Origin of the sequence: Streptomyces sp. NPDC005533, from assembly GCF_042871845.1 — a bacterium.
Taxonomy (GTDB): Bacteria; Actinomycetota; Actinomycetes; order Streptomycetales; family Streptomycetaceae; genus Streptomyces.
On the sequence record NZ_JBIAJH010000055.1, the window covers coordinates 18,864 to 34,589 of the forward strand.

Below are 15,726 nucleotides of genomic sequence, written 5' to 3' on the forward strand. Positions count from 1 at the left end.
GCCCGGCCCGGCCCCGCCGGCCGGCCGGCTACGCGGCGCCCGTCATGCGGGCGAACACCACCACGTTGCTGTCGTAGTAGTGCTTCTTGGGGTCGAAGTCCCCGCCGCAGGTGACCAGGCGAAGGCCCGCGTGGTCGAGGTTCTTGTACACCTCCAGCGTGGGGAACTCGGCCTTCGGGTACTCGGCGACCCGGTCCACGGTGAAGGTGACCGTCTTGCCGTCCCGCCGGGCCACCTTGATGGTGTCGCCGGCCTTCATCGTCTTCAGCTTCTCGAACACTGCGGCTGCTCCGTTCCACGTGACATGACCGGCGATCACGGCCGGGCCCTGCGAACCGGGGGTCGGCCCCGGCTCGTACCAGCCCGCGAGCGCGGGGTCCTTCGGGGTCTGCATGGTGCCGTCCGCGTTCTGCCGGAGGGTCTCCAGGGAACTGGACAGCCCGAGGGAGGGGATGGTGATCTTCTGCGGCTCCGACCGGGCGAGGGCGGGCTCGGCCCCGCCCGCACCGCCCGTACCACCCGAGCCGCCCGTAGCCGTATCCGTACCGCTCTGCGCTCCGTCCGCGGGTGCCGCGGCGGCCGGCGCCCCGCCCTGGAGGGTCTGCCCCGCCGGGGCGGGCGGTTTCGCCGCGTCCTGGCCCGCGCACCCCGCGAGGAGCAACCCGGCGAGAGCGGCGGCCGCCAGGGGGCCTGCGGTCCGGCGTAGGGGCCGCGCGGTGGAGCCTGCGGGTGCGGGCACAGCGGGGGTGGGGGTGGAGGCGGAGAGCGCAGGAGCCGGCTTCACGCGCCGCCCCCGGTGGTCTTCCGGCGGACGGGGACGGCCACCGCCCGCCTCGTTGCGACCGCCACCGCGCCGGCCACCACCGCGAGTACGGCGATCGCCGCACCGTCGCGCATCGTCACCGGCGCCGCCGCCTGCTCCGTCGACCCACCGCCGGTCTCGATGCCGCCGACCGGAATGGACCCCACGGCCGCCCCCTTGACCTCCCCGCAGTTGGTCGGAGCCGTGGCCTCCTGGGGCAGCTTGGGGTCGAGCTCGCTCTTGCCGGCCCCCTCGAAGTCGTACTTCTTGTTCTTGTTGCGGTCGATGCCGTGCTGCACGACGTGCAGGTCCTTGATGTGGTCGACCACGTCCTGGCCGACGGTGATCGTCCGCTTGTAGGAAACCTTGCCCTGCTTGTCGGCGACGGGCATGCGGTCCACGGCGAGACCGCTGGTGGCCTTGGTGTCCCCGGTCGTGGTGAGGGAGATGTTGATGTCGCCGTAGTCGTGCGTGGCCTCGGTGTTGCTGAGGACCCCGTCGCGGTCGGTGTCGTCGGTGGCGTCCGGGCAGTGGAAGTCGTGGCCCTTCGTCGAACCGTGCAGATGCTGGGCCGACGGCTGTCCGGGCACCATGCCCTTGGACTCGATCTGCACGCTGAGTTGGTTTCCCTTGAGGCTGAGCATGACCGTACCGCTGGAGCCCGATTCGTTCAGCTGCGCCAGGTCGATCTGGTACGCCTTTCCGCCCTCCGCGAGAGCTGGTCCGGAAAGGCCGAGGGTGAGGAACACGGCGGCGGGTGCGGCGGCGAGAACCACGAGGCGACCGGTGCGCTTGACTATCACTTTCGCTCCTGTTCCGTGGATCCCCAGGGCGGGAATCGCAGGTCGTACGGGGGTGGAGCCGAGCCCCTGTCGAGGGGACTCGCTCCTTCTTCGGCGCCCCAACTCCCGCAGATGGTGCCGTGTGAGGCACTTCAGACGACGGCCGCGGCTGACAGCCGCCCACCGGTCATCCAGATGCATGACATCGCATCGGTCAGGGCAGGAAATCGGGCAGCCTCGCAGAGCATTTCGGAGAGCACGAGAATTCCGTGCGCGGTGCGCTTCGGATCGCGGTTCCGGTGCAGCCAGACCACCGCGTCACCCAAGGGGCGGCGCCCCAGGAGGATCCCCGAACGCCGCACGTCGGCGGCCGACTCCAGGTCGGAACGGCCGCCGCCGAACGGCAGGGCCTGCGCCCGACGGATTCCCGGTGGGGCGACCGAGTCCCGCACGTGGCGGACGTACGCTTCCGGGGGCGCCTGCCCGTTCTCGAAGGTGTTGCGGAATCCGACGATGCGAAGGCCCGCGTTCTGCAGGCGGAGCTCGATGTAGAGCTCGATGAACAAACCTCGAAACTGAATGCGCACGGGGAGGTGGGGCATTCCCCCCTCCCCGCGCCCGGCCCTGCCGAAAGCGCCCTGAGCATCTTCCACCCTCGACCGGATGGCCGACGTCAGGACCCGATACTCGTCCACCGATGCGTACGCCGGGGAAAACGACACGGGTTTCAGCATGGCCGCCCGTATCAGGTGAAGGGGCCGGAACTCGGGCCCCTCGGAAGTAATCTGACCGCAATCGGTTCGATTCTGCTGCACTCACGCACGCACACCCACCGCCTTCGAGATCATTCCGATCGCCGACGGGTCTCACTTCCCCATCGCCGGGTTCGGTTCGGTTGGGACCTTTGTAGTCCTCCTGGCGGCGGCAGAACGAATACTTGGCCTCTCGTGCTAAGAAATCAGCGCACGATCCTGATGACCGGAGACTGGCCGCCTCCCGCCAACAAGCCCTGTAGGGCAGCGAATTGGCTGCCCACCGCCCATGCACGGCACCTGAGATCGCCCGCCCGGCCGTACCCACTGGGGAGTCTCCGCGCAGGGACTTCGCCAGCACGGCCACGTGCCGGGCGGCTCCGGCAGGGGGACGCCGGTCAGCGCGGCCAGTTCGCGGGCCGCCGGGAGGTGAACCGCATCCCGCACGACGTACGCAACCATCGGGGTGGCTTCGCCGCACGGCTCGCACAAGGAGAGCCTGCCGCATCGTCGGGGCCGAGGACCCCTTCTGCTGCCCCGGCTGACCTGGGCGCTGGAGGTATGGACGCCCAGCACGCCGGTCCGCCCGCTTCGCCGCGTCGTTCCGGCCCTCGCCCGGGTGTCCTTCGCCGCTCTGCCGGAGCGCCACGGCTGGCCTGCCGGAGCCGGGGGCCCGGGCGAGCGTCGTTCGCGAGGGGTCGCTCGGCCTCGCTGCCGTTGCTGGGCGTGCTCGCCGAGCGGGGCCGGCGGCCGCACGGTCGCGCTGCACCGTCTGCCGGACGGCCCGCGCATAATGCGCTTCGGAGCACCCCCGGGTGCGCAGTAGCATCCCCGGATGCCGAACATAGAGACCCTGACGCCCGCGGCCGGGCAGGCCGACTCCGTCGGACTGCGGGCGTACGACCCCGACCTGCTCGCACGGTGCGTCGTCGACGGTGCGCAGCCCTGGTGGCGGCGAACGGCTTGCGTGGAGGCGCTGGTCGGTCGGGTGCCGCAGGCGCGGGTCGGCGAACTACTCGCGTGCGTCCGCGACACCGAGGACTCGGGGACGGTCCGCAAGGCACTCCTGGAGCTCATGTCGGACCGGGCCGAGCTCCTCCCCTGGCTTCGGGACGAGGACCGCCGGCGCGAGGAGGCGTACGGCATGCCGGAGGCGGTACTCCAGGCGCGCGCGGCCCTCGGGGACCGCACGGCGGCGGCCGAGTTGGCGACCCTCGCCTTCAGCCACTGGTGGACCCGCCGGGCGGTCGGGGAGGCCGGACTGGACGCGCTCGTGGAGCGGCACGGGGCGGAGGCGGTGCTCTCGGAGCTCGGCGGCGGGCGGCCGGAGGACCGGGCCGTCGCCTTGCGCATACGGGACCGCGCAGGCGAGGACGTCACCGACGCGCTCGCCGACCCGGACCCGGGGGTGGCCCACCTCGCGCAGTCGCTGCTGACCTGCCCGGACCGGCTCCGCGCCTACCTCGCCGAGGCTCCGACGGTCGACGCGGCACTGTGGGCCGCGTACGCCCTGCACCGGCTGACCGATGACGTGGCGCGGACCCGCGCCGTGTACGAGGCGCTGGGGCGGCCCCGGGTGGAGGTCGAGGGTCTGGACGAGGAGATCCGCGCGGCGATCGTGCACGAGTACGGGCACGAGTGCGAGAAGCAGAGCGACCCGCGCTGGCGGATCGAGGCCCTGTGCACCGAGCCGCCGCAACCGCCGGACGAGGAGCGGCAGCTGGCCCTGGCCTCGGCCGCGCTGGCGGCGGCGGGGCTGGCTCCCCGCCCGCCGCTCTCCTGCGGTGACGCCCACCGACAGGGCGGCGGCACGTACCACGTGATCGGGTACGGGGACGGCGGCAGGAGCGAGGTCTTCGTCAGCACGCTGGGGCGGTTCGCCGGCGACCACGAGGACGATCCCGCCGCGCGCGCCGCGCTGGAGGCGGCCGGTTTCCGCTGGATCGACGGCCCCACCGGGTCGATCCGCGTCCCCGGCCTCGGCGTCTACTACTTCGGGGCGCGTGCCCCGCTCGACGTCCACACCCTGTTGTTCTACTGGCAGGACTGAGGGAGCAGCCGTCCGTGCCATCAGGGTGTTCACCGCGCCGGTAGGCGCACTCTTATTGCCGTGCAGCCGCGGTCGAAACCCCGATCGGCGGACGAAGAGATCACATTCAAGTGGCACATATGAGACACGGCAGAGACGTTATCCGCTCGTTATAAACTCAGAGGTGCGGTGGAAATATCCCGATTTTGCACAGGAATACGCACCCCTCCTCGGCGTTCCCTGACTCTGGTAAGGCGCCCGCGAATATCACGGGCCCCGCCGGTTCCGTAACCCCTTGGGCCCATGCAATTTGGTCCGGTGCTGGGTAACTTCGGCCCGCATGACTGCTCATGCAGAACTGGCCCGTTACAGGAAGACCCCGCCCCCCACCCCGTCCACTCCGGCCGCCTCGACGACGTTGACGACATCGACGACGTCGGCGGCTCACATCGACCGACCCCGCCCGGGTGACGGCCCCCTGCTGTGGCGGATGGCCCGTGACTCCGGGACGCTGGACCTCAACTCGTCCTACAGCTATCTCCTCTGGTGCCGTGACTTCGCCGGCACCTCCGCGGTGGCCCGCGACCGGTCCGGGCAGGCCGTCGGATTCGTCAGCGGCTACCTGCGGCCCGACAGCCCCGGAACCCTGCTCGTCTGGCAGGTCGCCGTCGACGAATCCGTCCGCGGACTGGGAGTCGCCGGGGCCCTGCTCGACGGCCTCTCCGCCCGCGTTGCGGCGGACCACGGACTGAGCTTCCTGGAGGCCACCGTCTCCCCCGGAAACCTCGCGTCGGAGCGGCTCTTCGCCTCGTACGCCGCACGGCACCGCGCCACGCTGACGCGCGAAGTGCTGTTCGCCGCCGAGGAGTTCCCGGACGACGGGCACGCCCCCGAGGTCCTGCACCGCATCGGGCCGCTCCCCTTCTGATCCCGGATCCCCACCGGGTCCCGGCTGTTCCGGGCCGCCACCCCGAACACACCGAACACCCCGAACGAACACCCGTACCGAACACCCCCACGTTCATTGGAGAGATGTCTTGACCATGACCGAGCCGGTCCTGTCCGTATTCGAGACCGTGGAGTCCGAGGTGCGCAGCTACTGCCGCGCCTGGCCCGTCGTCTTCGAGCGCGCCACGGGAAGCCGGCTGTACGACGAACACGGCCGCGGTTACCTGGACTTCTTCGCGGGCGCCGGATCCCTGAACTACGGCCACAACAACCCCGTCCTCAAGCGGGCCCTGCTCGACTACCTGGAGCGGGACGGCATCACGCACGGCCTCGACATGGCGACGACCGCCAAGCGGGCCTTCCTCGAAACCTTCCGGTCCCACGTCCTTGAACCCCGCGCACTGCCGTACAAGGTGATGTTCCCGGGGCCGACCGGGACCAACGCCGTCGAGGCGGCGCTCAAGCTGGCGCGCAAGGCCAAGGGCCGCGAGTCGGTCGTCTCCTTCACCAACGCCTTCCACGGCATGTCGCTCGGCTCCCTCGCCGTCACGGGCAACGCCTTCAAACGGGCCGGCGCCGGTATCCCCCTGGTCCACGGCACGCCGATGCCGTTCGACAACTACCTCGGCGGCCAGACCCCCGACTTCCTGTGGTTCGAGCGCCTGCTGGAGGACCAGGGTTCCGGCCTGAACCACCCGGCGGCGGTCATCGTCGAGACGATCCAGGGCGAGGGCGGGGTCAACGTGGCGCGCGCGGAGTGGCTCCGCGCCCTCGCGGACCTGTGCAGGCGCCGCGACATGCTGCTGATCGTCGACGACGTCCAGATGGGCTGCGGCCGGACCGGCGAGTTCTTCTCCTTCGAGGAGGCCGGCATCACTCCCGACATCGTCACGCTGTCCAAGTCCATCAGCGGCTACGGGCTCCCCATGTCCCTGTGCCTGTTCAGGCCCGAACTCGACCTGTGGGAGCCGGGCGAGCACAACGGCACGTTCCGCGGCAACAACCCGGCCTTCGTCACCGCGACCGCCGCCCTGGAGACCTACTGGGGAGACAACACCCTGCGCGACCAGACCCACGTCCAGGGCGCGCGCATCGAGAGCGCGCTGGGCGAGCTGTGCGGCGAACACGGGCACCTGGGTGCGACGTACCGGGGCCGCGGCTTGGTCTGGGGCATCGAGTTCACGCAGAAGGAGCGCGCCGCGGAGGTGTGCCGGAGGGCCTTCGGGCACGGTCTCCTCGTCGAGACGTCGGGCCCCGAGGGCGAGGTCGTGAAGCTGCTCCCGCCGCTCACCGCCACCCGTGACGAGCTCGACGAGGGCCTCGGCATCCTCGCCCGCTCCGTCCGCGAGACCGCCTGACCGGCGCCCCGCACCCCCGCCAGGCACCCCGCACCCCGCACCCCGCACCACGTACGCACCACGAAGGGCACCACCATGATCGTCCGCTCGTTCCGGGACATCGAGGGAACCGACCGCCACGTCAAGGCGGCCTCCGGCACCTGGGAGAGCAAGCGCATCGTCCTGGCCAAGGAACGCGTCGGCTTCTCACTGCACGAGACCGTCCTGTACGCCGGCACCGAGACGTCCATGTGGTACGCGAACCACGTGGAGGCCGTCGTCTGCACGCAGGGCGAGGCCGAGCTCGAGGACGAGGAGACCGGCCTGACCTACACGATCACACCGGGAACCATGTACCTCCTCGACGGCCACGAGCGGCACACCCTGCGCGTGAAGCAGGAGTTCCGCTGCCTGTGCGTCTTCAACCCTCCCGTGACCGGCCGGGAGGACCACGACGAGAACGGCGTGTACCCGCTGCTCACCGAACCCGACCAGCCCAGCTGACGTACCCGAACACGCAGAGAGGAGAGGCAGGCACCACCATGACCTACGCATCCACCCGCACCGTGCACGACCTGTATCCGACCCGGGGCTCCGAGGAGGTGCTCACCGGCCGCGTGGACCCCGTCGTCTGGTCCGAGCCCGGCACACCGGGCCCGATGTGGGCCCACGAGCTGGAGAGCTTCGAGCGCGACGGCTTCCTGTCCGTGGACGAACTCGTCGTCGGAGCCCAGGATCTGCCGCGCACGCCCCACGACGCGCGGATCGGCGGCGAGGGCCGCGAACACCTCGCTGATCCGGTGGACCTCGAACACGGAGCGCACTTCGCGGGAGTTCGGCTCCACGATGGACCTCTCGTCGGCCAGCGTCGACGGGTCACGCAGCAGCCGGTCCATCTCGTCCCGGTAGACGTCCACCTCGTCGACGTGCACCAGTCACGCATCAACGTCAAGCCCGGGTTCGGCGCCAGCGGCTTCTACTGGCACTCCGACTTCGAGACGTGGCACGCCGAGGACGGTCTGCCGCACATGCGCACCGTGTCGGTGTCCATCGCGCTGACGCCGAACCACCCCACCAACGGCGGCCTGATGATCATGCCCGGCTCGCACCGGAGCTTCCTGGGCTGCGCGGGTGCGACGCCGAAGGACAACTACAAGAAGTCCCTCCAGATGCAGGACGCCGGTACCCCGTCGGACGCGGCGCTGACCAAGTTCGCGTCGGCCTGCGGCATCAAGCTCTTCACGGGCAAGGCGGGCTCGGCCACCTGGTTCGACTGCAACGCGATGCACGGATCGGGGGACAACATCACGCCCTTCCCGCGCAGCAACGTGTTCCTCGTCTTCAACAGCGTCGAGAACCGCCCGTCGCCTCCTTTCGCCGCGCCGGTGCGCCGTCCGAGGTACATCGCGTCGCAGGACTTCACCCCGGTGGGCTGACGCGTCCGCTCCGCCGCCGCGAGGACGCACGGCGGGGGGCCGGTGCTCCGGTCTCCCGCCGTGTCCGACCTCGCTGGGCTCGACCTCGCTGGGTCCGGCCTCGCTGGGTCCGACCTCGCTGGGTCCGGCCGGTCAGGGCTCCCGTCGCATGGAGCGCAGGCGGTCGGCGACGTCGTACACGCTCAGGCGCAACGTACGGATGTCCGTGATCAGGTCGCGCCAGGGTGCGAAGGCGGTGTCCACGTCCTGGCCGCCGGCCCGGATGTAGGCCACCGCCACGCCGTAGCCGAAGTACTCGTTCCTGGCCGGCAGCGGGCGCAGCAGCACGATCTGTTCCAGCAGCGCCGCCGACCGCCAGTACGCGTCCGGCTCGTCGGCCGCCAGCGCCGGGGTGTTCACCCGGTGCCGCGCGACCGCGGCCACCAGACCGGAGTAATCAGACACCCCCAGCTCGTTGCCGAGGAGCTCCTCCTGCCGGTCCAGGAGCCAGCGGATGTCGATGTGCAGCTGCAAGATCAGGCCGCCCGGTGTCCGCCCACGGGCGACGGCGGCCCGCCGAACTCGCGGTCGAAGGCCTCGGCGATGCCCGGCTGGGAGACCGCTTCGCGGAACGCGGCGGTCGCCCGGCCGAGCGCGAGCTGGTTCTCCTGCTCGATGGCCAGCTCCGCCAGGTAGGCGCGCACGCTCATGCCGTGTGCGGCGGCCACCGCCGCGAAGCGGTCCCGGGTGACCGAGTCGATCTTCACCGTCGTATCTGCCATACCTCCGAGTATGCACGCATGAATACCCTCGCGAATACCCTTCGGGAATTCACCGGGCCGCGCGGGGTCCCGCACAGCGCGGTCGCCCTGTCGTCATCCGCCGCCGCCCCGCCAGATGTTGTCGAAGGCCGCGTCCTCGATCGCTCGCCGTTGCCGTACGGACGCCAGTTCCACCAGCGCGTCGCTTACGGCGGCCAGCACGGTCGCGACGTCGTCGTCGGCCACGTCCTGGACGTCCTCGGTCGGCTTCCCGCCGACGCCCAAGGCCCCGGCGAGGGTGGTGAGGACGGGTTCGTCCGCTGCCCAGCGGTCCGCGGCCCGGCGGCGCGCGGGCGAATCGGCCAGCGCCAGCTGACCGGCCCGGAAGGAGATCCCCTGGCGGGGTTGCCGCACGAGCTGCCCGTCGGCCTCCAGCTCGGCCCGGTAGGCATCGGACAGGCCGCGGCCGCGGCGCCACAGCCAGTCGGCGACCGACTCGTACGGCTCTTCCCGAACGAGCGACGCGGCCGCCTGCTCCAGCAGGCGATCAGCCTGGGCGCTCTGGTCGCCCGGCACGATGTGATCCCCGTCCAGCCCGACGGCCTCGGCCGCGAGGAGGTCGATCACCTCGGCCCCGGCGAGCGCGAGAGACAGCTCACCCTGTTCGACGGGGCTATCGGCCCCCGCGTCCAGGGCAATGATCAACAAGTCCCGCGGTGTGGTCATCAAGGGCTCCTCTCAACCGTGCAGGCAGGTCGCCGGCCCATTATTGATCGACTCGGCCCCCGACGGTCGTGTGTATGCGCATACGCGTCGGCCCCGTTCGCCGCCCCGCGCGCCGTGAGGTGCGCTGCCAGGGCCGCGGTCGGGCGGTGACCAGGGCCGCGGCGCCGGCCGCGCCGCCTCAGCGGAACTCGTGGACGACTTGGATCTCGCGGACGATGTGAGCGTTGAACTCGTCCAGTTCCTCGGCCGGAACCCACAGCTCGAGGATCGTCCGGCCCCCGGCCTGCTGGACGGGGTACCGGCTCAGGAACTCCGACTCGACCTCGAACCGGGTCACGAAACCGACACCGCTGTGCTGCACGTTCCAGTCCCGGGCGATCCTGATCGCGTAGTCCTCGTTGAGGACCGGGTAGAAGATCGGCTGCTCGGGGAGGCGGGGCGGCCACGCACGCCAGTTCAGCTCCCGGACCAGGTCCAGCTCCTGGGGGCCGGTGGGGCGCCACAGGGTCGTCGTCGCATGCTGCCCGGTCATGTGCATCGCTCTCTGAACGCGGGAGGCCCGCTGGTACGGCTGGTCGGAGACGGGACGATACCGACGCCGGCAGCTCGACGCCCACACAGTTTCGCCCTTGGTCACCGCCACGCCCAGCCGATGGGCTCCGGTCCCCTCCCCCTCTCGCGGCCGTGCCTTGAGGTCCCGCGGGCTAGGCTCGTAGCCGATCATCACCACGAGGAGGGGGAACCGACGATGTACGGGACGGTCACGGCGGTCAGCAGCAACGGCGAGTACTCGTTCACCAAGCCGAACCGGGAGAGCATCACGCTGCTCGCCGGTCTCGGGGTGGAGGGCGATGTCCATGCGGGTGTGACGGTCAAGCACCGCTCGCGGGTCGCGCAGGACCCGACGCAGCCGAACCTGCGGCAGGTCCACCTCATCCACGAGGAGCTTTTCGCTGAGGTCGCTGCGGAGGGATTCGAGGTGGCGCCGGGCGACCTCGGCGAGAACATCACCACCCGTGGAATCGACCTGCTCGGCCTGCCCGTCGGCACGCTGCTGCACATCGGCGACGATGCCGTGCTGGAGGTGACCGGCCTGCGCAATCCCTGCATGCAGATAGACAACTTCCGGCACGGACTGCTGAAGCAGGTAGTCGGCCGCGACGAGGCCGGGAACGTCGTGCGCAAGGCCGGAATCATGTGCGTCGTGAAGGAGGGCAGCTCCGTACGCCCGGGTGACACGCTCAGGGCGGAGCTTCCCAGCGGTCCGCACCGACCCCTCGAGCGGGTCTGACCCCTCCCGCCCGACTCCCGCTCGCCCGCCCGCCCGCCGCGCGGGCGTCGCGGTCGAGGCCGCCGATGCGCACCGCTTCCGGCCTGGGGGTCAGCGTGGCCGCAGGCTCCTGAAGGGACGCGTGTACGTGCACCCCCGCCGCGGCCCACGCCTGGGCGAACTCGCTCTTCCCCTAGGGCTGTTCCACCGCCAGGCGGAAGCAGGCGAAGAAGGCCTCGGCAGGCCCGGATTCGGCGGCCGGCGGGGCGGTGCGGGCCGCCGTGGTCTCCAGCCTGCGCACCATCACCACCTTTAGGAGCGCTTCCTTGGCGGGGAAGTGCCTGAGGAGCGTACCGACGCCGACCCCGGCGGTTCGTGCGATCTCCTCGCTCGGCACCCCGACTCCGCCAGCGGTGAACACCTCCGTGGCAACATCCAGGTGCTGCGGGTCCGCGACGGCTGCTCGTCAGCAGCCGGGACTACCACGACCGCCGACGGGAAGCTCCCTCAATTGATGGCGGCGCTGGAAGGCGAGTAGCGCCGACGGCACGGGGGACGGGCTCCGGATCGCCATGCCCGTCGCGGCCGTCGAGCGGCGTTCCTCGGTCCTCTTCGGTGGCGACGGCTCCGGCGGAGAGGAGCGTCGCGGCGGCGAGGCCGCCCCAGAGCGCGGCCGGACCGTGGGGGGCGAGGCCGGTGATGACCGCCGGGGAGACGGCCAAGCCGAGGCCCGTGGAGAGCTCGAAGCGGGCGAGGGTGCGTCCCAGGACATGGGCCGGGGCGAGGAATGTGACCAGCGCGGTGGCACTGCCGGCGTAGATGATCTCGCCGACGGTGCAGAGCACGGACACCGCCGCGACGGCCGGGGCGCCCCAGCCGTGTCCCCCTGCGGTCGCAGCGAGGAAGCCGAGGTAGGACACGGCGAGGACCACGCCGGCGAGGGCCAGCACGGTCCGCCGCGAGAAGCGGGACATCAGGACGGTGACGGGAACCTGCAGGGTGACCACGAGCACCGTGTTGGCCACGAAGATGGCCGCCGACCACACCGGGGATGCGTGCAGCTGTGTCACCAAGACCAGCGGGAGCGCGATCTCGGGGACGTTGAGGCAGAACGCGTAGACCACGTTGGCGGCCAGCAGCGCGCGCATCCGGGGTGCGGGCCGTCCGTCGTCCCCGCCCGCCGCCGGGGTGGCGGCCGGTTGTGCGAGCAGCCGGACCGACCACGCCAAGGCCGCCGCGGTGAGATAGGCGAGCCCGGTGAGCGCGGCGAGCGCCTGCAGGGCGGGGGTGCCGCCCGCCAGGCAGGCGGTGGCGAGGAGCGCGCCCGCGCCCATGCCGGCGTTGCGCAGGGCGCGGCCCGCCGCCAAGGCGGTGTCGCGATCGCGGCCGTGCGCGACCGTGGCCACAAGCGCCGCATGGGCCGCCGGCCAGGCCTGGTTGCCGATGCTGAGGAAGAGCGCAGCCGTAGCGAACGGCCAGAGGCGCCCCGCCGGGGTGGCCAGCAGCAGCGCTACGCCGAGTACGCGTACCAGCATCGACGCTGCCACGACCGTGCTGCGTGCGCCCTGGTCCAGCCACCGCCCCACCGCGGGCATGCACACCAGGCCCACGACGACGCCGGCCGTCATGGCGATGCCGATGGCCGGCGCGGACAGCCTCAGCGCCGTCACCCCGTAGAGCAGCAGAAAGGGGCGCAGCAGGCCGGTGCCGAGGGCGTCCACGAGCAGGGCGACGGCATAGCGGGGGCCGCCGGAGGCGCGGACGAGGGCGCCGGGCCGGATCTTGGTGGTGGTCGTCATGGCGTCAACGTGCGTTCGGGCGCCGGCCCGGGCACGTGGGTTGACGGACTTCGTCAACCGGTGCCGTCGCCGACCGTCCGGGCGGTGATGATGACGGCGTGACGTTGAGGATCGACATCAGCGGACTGCCGTCCGAGCGCCTGCGGTTCGCCGCTTCCCCGCTGGCCGAACTGACCGCGATGCTGCACGTGCTGGCCGAACCCGGACACCATCCGCACCTCGCCGGCTGGGCCGGGGATGTCTGGGCCCGGTTGCGGCCGGAGTTGGCCGAGCGCCTGCGGGAGGCGGAGTTCCTCTGGCGTTCCTCACAAGCCGACTTCCTGATCCCCGCCCGGCCCCGGCCGACCCTCGCGGAGGAGTTGGACGACGTGGACCGGATCGACGACGAGACGTACGTGACGGCCGCGCTCGTCACCACCTGCGGCAGCAGCCGCTTCCCTTCCGCCGGCCCGTCACCGTCGACGTCGTCGTCATCGCCGGCGGCGCCGTCGCCGCTCACCGACGCGGCGGCGCGCGAGCGGGCTCTGGACCTCGCCCAGGCACGCGGCGGGCGGCAGGAGGCCTTCGCGGAGCGGCTGCTCGCGGACCCGGCCGCCGTGCGGGCCCGGGTGCGCCAGACCCTCGAACAGTGCGCCGAGGCCTTCTTCGACGCGGCCTGGGCGGGTGTCGCCGTGGAACTCGCCACCGACCTGCGCCTGAAGAACGACCTGTTGAGGCACCAGGGCATCGAGGCGGCGCTCGCGTCGGTCTCCGGGTCGGTCACGCTCGCAGCGGACGGCGACTGCATCGTCGTGGACAAGCTGCAGGACAAGTCGACCGCCGCTCACGGCACCGGGGTCACTTTCATCCCCAGTGTCTTCGGCCGCCCGCACCTGGTGGCGGTGCACGCGCCCGGGTGGCATCCGGTGGTCCAGTACCCCGTGGCCGAGCCGAGCCCCTCCGAGCCGGTACCGCTGGAGACGGTCACCCTCCGGCTGGAGGCCCTCGCCCATCCCGTACGGCTGCGACTGCTGCGCACCCTGGCCCGCGGCCCGCACACCACCGGCGAGCTGGCCCACACCTGGGAACTGTCGCCCCCGGAGGTCTCCCGCCACCTCGCCGTCCTGCGCCGGGCGGGCCTGCTCACGGCCCGACGGCACGGTCGCTACGTCCGTTACACCCTCAACCTGCCCGATCTGACGGCGCTGGGTACGGACCTGCTGGCGGCCGTGCTGCGCTGAGCGGGCCCGGCCTGCCGCAACCTCTGCGATCGGGACCGGCTCGGCCGCCCTGTACCCGCCGTGACGCCCAGGCCAGGGAGCTCGTGGCCGTCCGGCCGGGCACGACGATCGAAGCCACGGTGCCGGCGACGTCAGCGGGTGGCCTGCACGTACCCCGAGGCCGCCCAACGGCGCAGCGCTGCCGTGGCCTGGTCGGCTTCGTTCGGACGCAGACCGGCTATGGAGATGTGGTGGTTGGCCTCGGGCACATTGAAGAAGTAGGAATCGGAGGTGCCGTTGCCGGGGCGGAAAGGTTCGGCGACGGCTATGTCGTTCTCGCCGTTGACGAAGATGAGCGAGCGGCCGTGCCCGCGTACCCAGCGGTCGATGTCCGCCATCGCCGAGGGCTGGTACCGCAGGGGGATGTCCCGCGGCACATAGCTGCGCATCTCCTGTACGCCCGGGTGGCGCAGCAGTCCGTCCAGATGGGGAGCGGCGAACTGTGCGTACCCGAGCTGGGTGCCCAGTTGGTAGAAGTACGGCGTGAAGGCCGCGAGGTTCTGGTCGGTGTAGACGGGCAGCTGGGTCACCCGGGCGACCCAGGTGTAGAGGGCATCGTCGGTGGATGTGGCGGCGGGTACGGACGCGCAGCCGCCGGCGGGTTGGTGCATCCAGAACATCATCGGGAGGCGCAGCACGGCGAGTTCGAACGCGCGGTCCGCGCTGCCGATGGTCTGGAGGGTCTTGTTCTCGCCCTCGGCCCACCGGGCGTACCGATCTGTCATCGCTGCTCGCCGTATCAGCGCCTCGCGCTGAGCGGACTTGATCGCCTCACGGCACTCGGTGGTACCGACCTGTTCGAGGCGGGCGTCGTACGCGCTGTCGTCCTTGTCGTCCGTGTTGTTGGGGGCCGAGTAGGCGACCGTACCGGCCACGTCTTCTGGATAGAAGCGACGGTGATATACGGCCGTCATCCCGCCTTTGCTGCCGCCGGCGGAGATCCACGCGCCGCGGTAGATCCTCTTGAGGGCGGTGATGAGCCGATGGTGGTCACTGGCCGCTTGCCAGATGGTGAGCTTGGACCAGTCCGGGTCGTCAGGCCTGGAGGTCCCGAAATACCGCTGCTCGGTGGTGATCTGGTTGGCGTCCAGCAACTCGGTCGGTTCGGTCAGGCGGTTCGGAGACGGTCCGAGCTCGTAGCCGCTGGAGTAGAGGACCATGGGGCGCCGGGTCGACTTGTGCACCAGAGTCAGCCGCTGGTCGAAGGAACCTTGGTCGGCATGCCGATGGTCGGTGGGCTGGCGGTAGCTGAGGTCGAGGACGATCTGGCCGGAGGCGGCGGGCCGTTCGGCGAGGACGCGCATTCCGGGGACGGCCTCGATCCTGGCCCGGATGTCGCCGTCCGCCGGCCGCGCCACCGCCGGCACGGACAGCCCGGTGGTCGTCAGCACGGTCATCAGGATCAGAGCGAGCAGATGTCTTGTCGTGTGCTTCATACCCCAAGACAACCTGACGCGTGGGGAGTGCGTATCCCCCGAGCGTGGGTGGCGTCTCCCCCGTATGGGGGGAGACAAGCCCTGGGTCGGACCGTTCAATGGATCAAGGTGCGGTGATGAGCACCGACACAGACCCGTCCGAGAAGGAGGACCGGTGGATCTGACACTCACCCTCGACGGGGGTTGGGAGCTCGTGCGCGAAGCGCCGGCTCGACTCTCGGCAGTCTCGTTGACGCGTCCGGAGACGCGAAGACGCCCGACCGGAAAGATTCCGGCCGGGCGTCTTCGGCGGGTCTGCCGGGGTGCTGGTGGGTTTAGTACCAGTGGTTGGCGGACCAGAAGTTCCAGGCGCCCACGGGGCTGCCGTAGCGCTCGTTCATGTAGTTCAGGCCCCACTTGATCTGGGTGGC

The 15,726-nt window shown here is 71.0% G+C and carries 17 protein-coding genes and 1 pseudogene; 7 read left to right on the plus strand and 11 right to left on the minus strand.

All coding sequences use genetic code 11. From position 1 onward, the window contains the following. Positions 1–28: 28 nt before the first annotated feature. The 3 genes from ACFYP3_RS33135 to ACFYP3_RS33145 form a co-directional block, all read right to left on the minus strand. Entirely contained in the window at positions 29–784 is a 756-nt protein-coding gene (locus ACFYP3_RS33135; RefSeq protein ID WP_388840848.1) for a class F sortase, read from the minus strand. Next, complete coding sequence (locus ACFYP3_RS33140; protein WP_388840851.1) at positions 781–1,605, minus strand: hypothetical protein; 825 nt, start codon at positions 1,603–1,605, stop codon at positions 781–783. Before ACFYP3_RS33140 ends, ACFYP3_RS33135 begins: the two co-directional genes overlap by 4 nt. A 131-nt stretch (positions 1,606–1,736) precedes the next feature. Continuing rightward, a complete protein-coding gene (locus ACFYP3_RS33145) occupies positions 1,737–2,150 on the minus strand; it encodes a ribosome-inactivating family protein (protein WP_388840854.1) in 414 nt (137 codons plus the stop codon). A gap of 1,021 nt (positions 2,151–3,171) precedes the next feature. Here ACFYP3_RS33145 and ACFYP3_RS33150 point away from each other — a divergent pair. The 5 genes from ACFYP3_RS33150 to ACFYP3_RS33170 all read left to right on the plus strand — a co-directional run bounded on the left by ACFYP3_RS33150 (position 3,172) and on the right by ACFYP3_RS33170 (position 8,086). After that, complete coding sequence (locus ACFYP3_RS33150; protein WP_388840857.1) at positions 3,172–4,386, plus strand: hypothetical protein; 1,215 nt, start codon at positions 3,172–3,174, stop codon at positions 4,384–4,386. Positions 4,387–4,705: 319 nt separating this feature from the next. Next, positions 4,706–5,293 carry a diaminobutyrate acetyltransferase gene (ectA, locus tag ACFYP3_RS33155; protein WP_388840859.1) on the plus strand — a complete coding sequence of 196 codons (588 nt, stop codon included), beginning with the start codon at positions 4,706–4,708 and terminating at the stop codon, positions 5,291–5,293. A gap of 109 nt (positions 5,294–5,402) precedes the next feature. Then, positions 5,403–6,671, plus strand: coding sequence for a diaminobutyrate--2-oxoglutarate transaminase (ectB, locus tag ACFYP3_RS33160; protein ID WP_388840862.1), 1,269 nt, complete (start codon positions 5,403–5,405; stop codon positions 6,669–6,671). A gap of 75 nt (positions 6,672–6,746) precedes the next feature. Further along, entirely contained in the window at positions 6,747–7,154 is a 408-nt protein-coding gene (locus ACFYP3_RS33165) for an ectoine synthase (protein ID WP_388840865.1), read from the plus strand. A 38-nt stretch (positions 7,155–7,192) separates the two neighbouring features. Then, positions 7,193–8,086 (plus strand): phytanoyl-CoA dioxygenase family protein, encoded by an 894-nt coding sequence (locus ACFYP3_RS33170; RefSeq protein ID WP_388840868.1) that lies wholly within the window; start codon positions 7,193–7,195, stop codon positions 8,084–8,086. Positions 8,087–8,218: 132 nt separating this feature from the next. Here the strand turns inward: ACFYP3_RS33170 and ACFYP3_RS33175 are convergent, their stop codons facing one another. From ACFYP3_RS33175 to ACFYP3_RS33190, 4 genes are all read right to left on the minus strand, one after another. Next, a complete protein-coding gene (locus tag ACFYP3_RS33175) occupies positions 8,219–8,599 on the minus strand; it encodes a toxin Doc (RefSeq protein WP_388840871.1) in 381 nt (126 codons plus the stop codon). Between the two features lie 2 nt (positions 8,600–8,601). After that, positions 8,602–8,847, minus strand: coding sequence for an antitoxin MazE7 (locus ACFYP3_RS33180; protein WP_388840873.1), 246 nt, complete (start codon positions 8,845–8,847; stop codon positions 8,602–8,604). Between the two features lie 93 nt (positions 8,848–8,940). Beyond that, positions 8,941–9,552 carry a GPP34 family phosphoprotein gene (locus ACFYP3_RS33185; RefSeq protein WP_388840876.1) on the minus strand — a complete coding sequence of 204 codons (612 nt, stop codon included), beginning with the start codon at positions 9,550–9,552 and terminating at the stop codon, positions 8,941–8,943. A gap of 178 nt (positions 9,553–9,730) precedes the next feature. After that, positions 9,731–10,084, minus strand: a complete 354-nt coding sequence (locus ACFYP3_RS33190) for a hypothetical protein (RefSeq protein ID WP_388840879.1) — start codon at positions 10,082–10,084, stop codon at positions 9,731–9,733. A 216-nt stretch (positions 10,085–10,300) separates the two neighbouring features. On the opposite strand from ACFYP3_RS33190, the gene ACFYP3_RS33195 reads away from it, so the two are divergent. Then, positions 10,301–10,843 (plus strand): MOSC domain-containing protein, encoded by a 543-nt coding sequence (locus ACFYP3_RS33195; protein WP_388840882.1) that lies wholly within the window; start codon positions 10,301–10,303, stop codon positions 10,841–10,843. 172 nt (positions 10,844–11,015) lie between these two features. Here ACFYP3_RS33195 and ACFYP3_RS33200 read toward each other — a convergent pair whose 3' ends face one another. Both ACFYP3_RS33200 and ACFYP3_RS33205 read right to left on the minus strand, forming a co-directional pair. Next, positions 11,016–11,261, minus strand: coding sequence for a TetR/AcrR family transcriptional regulator (locus tag ACFYP3_RS33200; protein ID WP_388840896.1), 246 nt, complete (start codon positions 11,259–11,261; stop codon positions 11,016–11,018). Positions 11,262–11,301: 40 nt separating this feature from the next. Then, positions 11,302–12,621: an MFS transporter gene (locus ACFYP3_RS33205; protein ID WP_388840886.1), complete on the minus strand. Its 1,320-nt coding sequence runs from the start codon at positions 12,619–12,621 to the stop codon at positions 11,302–11,304. A 98-nt stretch (positions 12,622–12,719) separates the two neighbouring features. Here ACFYP3_RS33205 and ACFYP3_RS33210 point away from each other — a divergent pair, with 98 nt between their 5' ends. Next, positions 12,720–13,841, plus strand: coding sequence for a DUF5937 family protein (locus ACFYP3_RS33210; RefSeq protein ID WP_388840889.1), 1,122 nt, complete (start codon positions 12,720–12,722; stop codon positions 13,839–13,841). A gap of 131 nt (positions 13,842–13,972) precedes the next feature. Here the strand turns inward: ACFYP3_RS33210 and ACFYP3_RS33215 are convergent, their stop codons facing one another. Together ACFYP3_RS33215 and ACFYP3_RS33220 are read right to left on the minus strand one after the other, a co-directional pair. Beyond that, positions 13,973–15,316 (minus strand): S28 family serine protease, encoded by a 1,344-nt coding sequence (locus ACFYP3_RS33215; RefSeq protein WP_388840893.1) that lies wholly within the window; start codon positions 15,314–15,316, stop codon positions 13,973–13,975. A 314-nt stretch (positions 15,317–15,630) separates the two neighbouring features. Beyond that, a pseudogene (locus tag ACFYP3_RS33220) lies at positions 15,631–15,726 on the minus strand (lytic transglycosylase domain-containing protein); the annotation flags it as partial.

Excerpts from the sequence above, each read along its gene's own strand:
- ACFYP3_RS33150 (WP_388840857.1), top strand. The coding sequence starts at position 3,172 with ATGCCGAACATAGAGACCCTGACGCCCGCGGCCGGGCAGGCCGACTCC.
- ectA (WP_388840859.1), top strand. The coding sequence starts at position 4,706 with ATGACTGCTCATGCAGAACTGGCCCGTTACAGGAAGACCCCGCCCCCC.
- ACFYP3_RS33165 (WP_388840865.1), top strand. The coding sequence starts at position 6,747 with ATGATCGTCCGCTCGTTCCGGGACATCGAGGGAACCGACCGCCACGTC.
- ACFYP3_RS33170 (WP_388840868.1), top strand. The coding sequence starts at position 7,193 with ATGACCTACGCATCCACCCGCACCGTGCACGACCTGTATCCGACCCGG.
- ACFYP3_RS33180 (WP_388840873.1), bottom strand. The coding sequence starts at position 8,847 with ATGGCAGATACGACGGTGAAGATCGACTCGGTCACCCGGGACCGCTTC.
- ACFYP3_RS33185 (WP_388840876.1), bottom strand. The coding sequence starts at position 9,552 with ATGACCACACCGCGGGACTTGTTGATCATTGCCCTGGACGCGGGGGCC.
- ACFYP3_RS33190 (WP_388840879.1), bottom strand. The coding sequence starts at position 10,084 with ATGACCGGGCAGCATGCGACGACGACCCTGTGGCGCCCCACCGGCCCC.
- ACFYP3_RS33195 (WP_388840882.1), top strand. The coding sequence starts at position 10,301 with ATGTACGGGACGGTCACGGCGGTCAGCAGCAACGGCGAGTACTCGTTC.
- ACFYP3_RS33205 (WP_388840886.1), bottom strand. The coding sequence starts at position 12,621 with ATGACGACCACCACCAAGATCCGGCCCGGCGCCCTCGTCCGCGCCTCC.
- ACFYP3_RS33215 (WP_388840893.1), bottom strand. The coding sequence starts at position 15,316 with ATGAAGCACACGACAAGACATCTGCTCGCTCTGATCCTGATGACCGTG.